Annotated in this window: 4 protein-coding genes; 3 read left to right on the forward strand and 1 reads right to left on the reverse strand. The window is 52.1% G+C overall.

Annotated elements, in window-relative coordinates:
* Together KQJ18_RS22555 and viaA are read left to right on the forward strand one after the other, a co-directional pair.
* A partial coding sequence (locus KQJ18_RS22555) for an ATPase RavA domain-containing protein (RefSeq protein WP_216422798.1) occupies window positions 1-409 on the forward strand: 409 nt, incomplete at its 5' end.
* Window positions 403-1,854, forward strand: a complete 1,452-nt coding sequence (gene viaA, locus KQJ18_RS22560; protein WP_085049157.1) for an ATPase RavA stimulator ViaA — start codon at window positions 403-405, stop codon at window positions 1,852-1,854. The genes KQJ18_RS22555 and viaA, both read left to right, overlap by 7 nt.
* Before the next feature lie 3 nt (window positions 1,855-1,857).
* Here viaA and asnA read toward each other — a convergent pair whose 3' ends face one another.
* A complete protein-coding gene (asnA, locus tag KQJ18_RS22565; RefSeq protein ID WP_069323645.1) occupies window positions 1,858-2,850 on the reverse strand; it encodes an aspartate--ammonia ligase in 993 nt (330 codons plus the stop codon).
* Window positions 2,851-3,001: 151 nt separating this feature from the next.
* Here asnA and asnC point away from each other — a divergent pair, with 151 nt between their 5' ends.
* A complete protein-coding gene (gene asnC / locus KQJ18_RS22570) occupies window positions 3,002-3,460 on the forward strand; it encodes a transcriptional regulator AsnC (protein ID WP_003023780.1) in 459 nt (152 codons plus the stop codon).
* The last annotated feature ends 147 nt before the right edge of the window (window positions 3,461-3,607 follow it).

Below are 3,607 nucleotides of genomic sequence, written 5' to 3' on the forward strand. Positions count from 1 at the left end.
ATTACTGCTGCAAAAACCCTTAAAACTACATGATATGGAAGTTATCCATATTGCTTTCGAACGGGGAGCGCTGGAACAGTGGCTAACCAAAGGTGGTGAGATCCGCGGAAAATTAAACGGGATCGGCTTCGCCCAAACGCTGAACATGGAAGTCGATAGCGCACAGCACCTGGTTGTGCGCGACGTCAGTTTGCAAGGCTCTCGTCTGGCGCTGCCCGGTGCATCGCAAGAGAGTATGCCTGATGAGATAAAACAGCAGCTTGAAGCACTTGATAACGAGTGGCACCAGCAGCACAGTGCATTCAGCGAACAGCAAAAATGTCTGTTTATTCATAGCGACTGGTTAGGCCGCATTGAGGCCAGCCTGCAGGATGTCGGGGCACAAATCCGCCAGGCGCAACAATGCTAACCCTTGATACGCTCAATATCATGCTGGCAGTCAGTGAAGAGGCGATGATCGAAGAGATGATCGTCGCCCTGCTGGCTTCTCCAAAGATGGTGGTGTTTTTTAAAAAGTTTCCTCGCCTTAAAAAAGCGATTACTGACGATATTCCCCGCTGGCGCGAGTCACTGCGCAGCCGCCTCAAAGATACCCATGTACCGCCGGAGTTGACGGAAGAGGTCATTTGTTACCAACAAAGCCAGCTCCTCTCTCATGCGCAGTTTATGGTCCAGCTCCCGCAAATATTGGCGCTATTACACCGCCTCCATTCGCCGTGGGCCGGGCAAGCGCAGCAACTGGTTGATGACAACAGTACCTTTACGCCCGCCCTGCATACGCTTTTTCTCCAGCGCTGGCGCCTGAGTCTGGTGGTACAAACTACAACGCTGAATCAGCAACTGCTGGAAGATGAGCGTGAACATTTACTTAGTGAAGTTCAGGAACGGATGACCCTTAGCGGGCAACTGGAACCCGTTCTGGCAGAAAACGACAACGCCGCAGGCCGGTTATGGGATATGAGCGCAGGTCAAATCAAGCGCGGCGATTATCAACTGATGGTGAAATACGGCGAATTTCTGGCGCAACAACCCGAACTCCAGCGTCTGGCTGAACAGTTAGGCCGTTCCAGAGAGGCCAAATCTGTGCCGCGTAAAGATGCACCCATGGAGACCTTCCGTACCCTTGTGCGGGAACCCGCCACCGTCCCGGAACAGGTGGATGGCATCCAGCAAAGCGACGACATCCTGCGCCTGTTGCCGCCGGAACTGGCCACACTGGGCATTACTGAACTGGAATACGAGTTCTACCGACGGCTGGTGGAAAAGCAGCTGTTGACCTATCGTCTGCACGGCGAGGCATGGCGCGAGAAAGTAACGGAACGTCCGGTGGTGCATCAGGATTTTGACGAGCAGCCGCGCGGACCGTTTATTGTTTGCGTTGATACGTCGGGATCAATGGGCGGTTTTAATGAGCAATGTGCAAAAGCCTTTTGCCTGGCGCTAATGCGCGTCGCCCTGGCCGATAACCGGCGCTGTTTCATTATGCTGTTTTCAACAGAAGTGGTGCGCTATGAGCTGTCTGGTCCGGAAGGCATTGAACAAGCGATCCGTTTTTTAAGCCAGCGTTTTCGCGGCGGTACCGATATTGCCAGCTGCTTTCGCGCCATTATTGAGCGCATGCAGGGCCGGGAATGGTTTGATGCCGATGCGGTGGTGATCTCTGATTTTATCGCTCAGCGATTGCCCGATGAGGTCGTCAATAAAGTGGGTGAATTACAGCGGGTGCACCAGCATCGTTTTCATGCGGTGGCGATGTCAGCACACGGCAAACCCGGCATCATGCGCATTTTCGATCATATCTGGCGCTTTGATACCGGGATGCGAAGCCGCCTGCTCAGACGCTGGCGGCGTTAATTATTACAGCAGGGAAGAAACGCTTTCACGTACCTGTGCCGGCCACACGCCACACTGCACCTGACCAATGTGCGGTAATTGCAGCAGCAGCATGGTCAAACGCGACTGTCCAATGCCGCCACCGATTGTCTGCGGCATTTCACCACGCAGCAGCGCCTGGTGCCATTCCAGACTCAGACGATCTTCATCACCGGTCAATGAAAGCTGGTGTTTAAGGGTGTCGGCATCCACACGGATCCCCATCGAAGACAGCTCAAACGCATCTTCCAGAACCGGGTTCCACACCAGAATATCACCGTTCAGACCGGCGTGACCCAGCTCAGACGCTGAACTCCAGTCATCATAATCCGGCGCGCGTACATCATGACGGTGACCATCACTGAGCTTGCCGCCGATACCTACCAGGAATACTGCGCCCAGTTCTTTCGCGATCGCACGTTCACGACCTTTCGCGTCAAGATCCGGATAACGAGATAACAGCTCCTGGCTATGAACAAAGTGGATCTGCTCTGGCAGGAACGGTGCCAGACCAAACTCTTTACTAACCGCAGCCTCGGTGGCCTTAATTCCCGCCCAGATAGCCTCTACCGTGCTTTTCAGAGTGGAGAATTGACGCTCGCCGTCGCCCATCACGCGCTCCCAGTCCCACTGGTCAACATACACTGAGTGCAGTGGGGAGAGGCGATCTTCATCGGGACGCAGGGCCTTCATGTGCGTGTACAACCCTTCGCCTGCGCTAAAGTCGTGTTGTCCTAACGTTTGACGCTTCCACTTCGCCAGTGAATGAACCACTTCGAATTGAGCGTCCGGTAATGCTTTAACCTTCACCTGCACCGCTTTTTCACAGCCCGACAAGTTATCCTGCGTGCCATCTCCTACGCGGCTGAGGATCGGAGCCTGAACTTCGATCAGACCTAAACGCTCTTCCAGCTGACGAGAAAAATGAGATTTTACGAAGCTAATTTGACGTTGTTTGGCAATGTAAGCGGTTTTCATTATGTGTACTCCTGTGTCCTGTTGCCTATGATTAAGCAACAGAATGGAGGTAATATTCAATAATCAACAAACAAAAAGCCGACTTCGATTTTGATTCGTTAAAATTAACGTCTAAAATAAAAAGAATCATTAATCTACATAAGAAAAACCTATGGAAAATTATCAGATCGACAATCTGGACCGCGGCATTCTTGATGCCCTGATGGAAAATGCTCGCACCGCCTACGCAGAATTGGCCAAACAGTTTGGCGTTAGTCCGGGGACAATTCACGTTCGCGTAGAAAAGATGAAGCAGGCCGGGATCATCACCGGTGCGCGTATTGATGTCAGTCCCAAACAGTTGGGTTATGACGTCGGTTGCTTTATCGGCATCATTCTGAAAAGCGCGAAGGACTATCCGTCAGCGCTGGCCAGACTGGAAAGCCTTGACGAAGTGACCGAAGCCTATTACACCACCGGCCACTACAGCATCTTTATTAAGGTGATGTGCAAGTCGATCGACGCGCTGCAACAGGTACTTATCAACAAGATCCAAACAATTGATGAAATTCAGTCCACTGAAACCCTGATCGTCCTGCAGAACCCGATCATGCGTACCATCAAGCCATGATCATTTTTTTTAATCCCACATTTTTCCACAGGTAGATCCCAGCTCGCTCACAGCGTACAATGCGCCTTCTTTATAAAGGTGGGCGAGCATGGCAGACATCACTCTTATCAGCGGCAGCACGCTTGGCAGTGCGGAATATGTAGCAGA

It is taken from the genome of Citrobacter sp. S55_ASV_140, from assembly GCF_018919505.1.
GTDB lineage: Bacteria > Pseudomonadota > Gammaproteobacteria > Enterobacterales > Enterobacteriaceae > Citrobacter > Citrobacter werkmanii.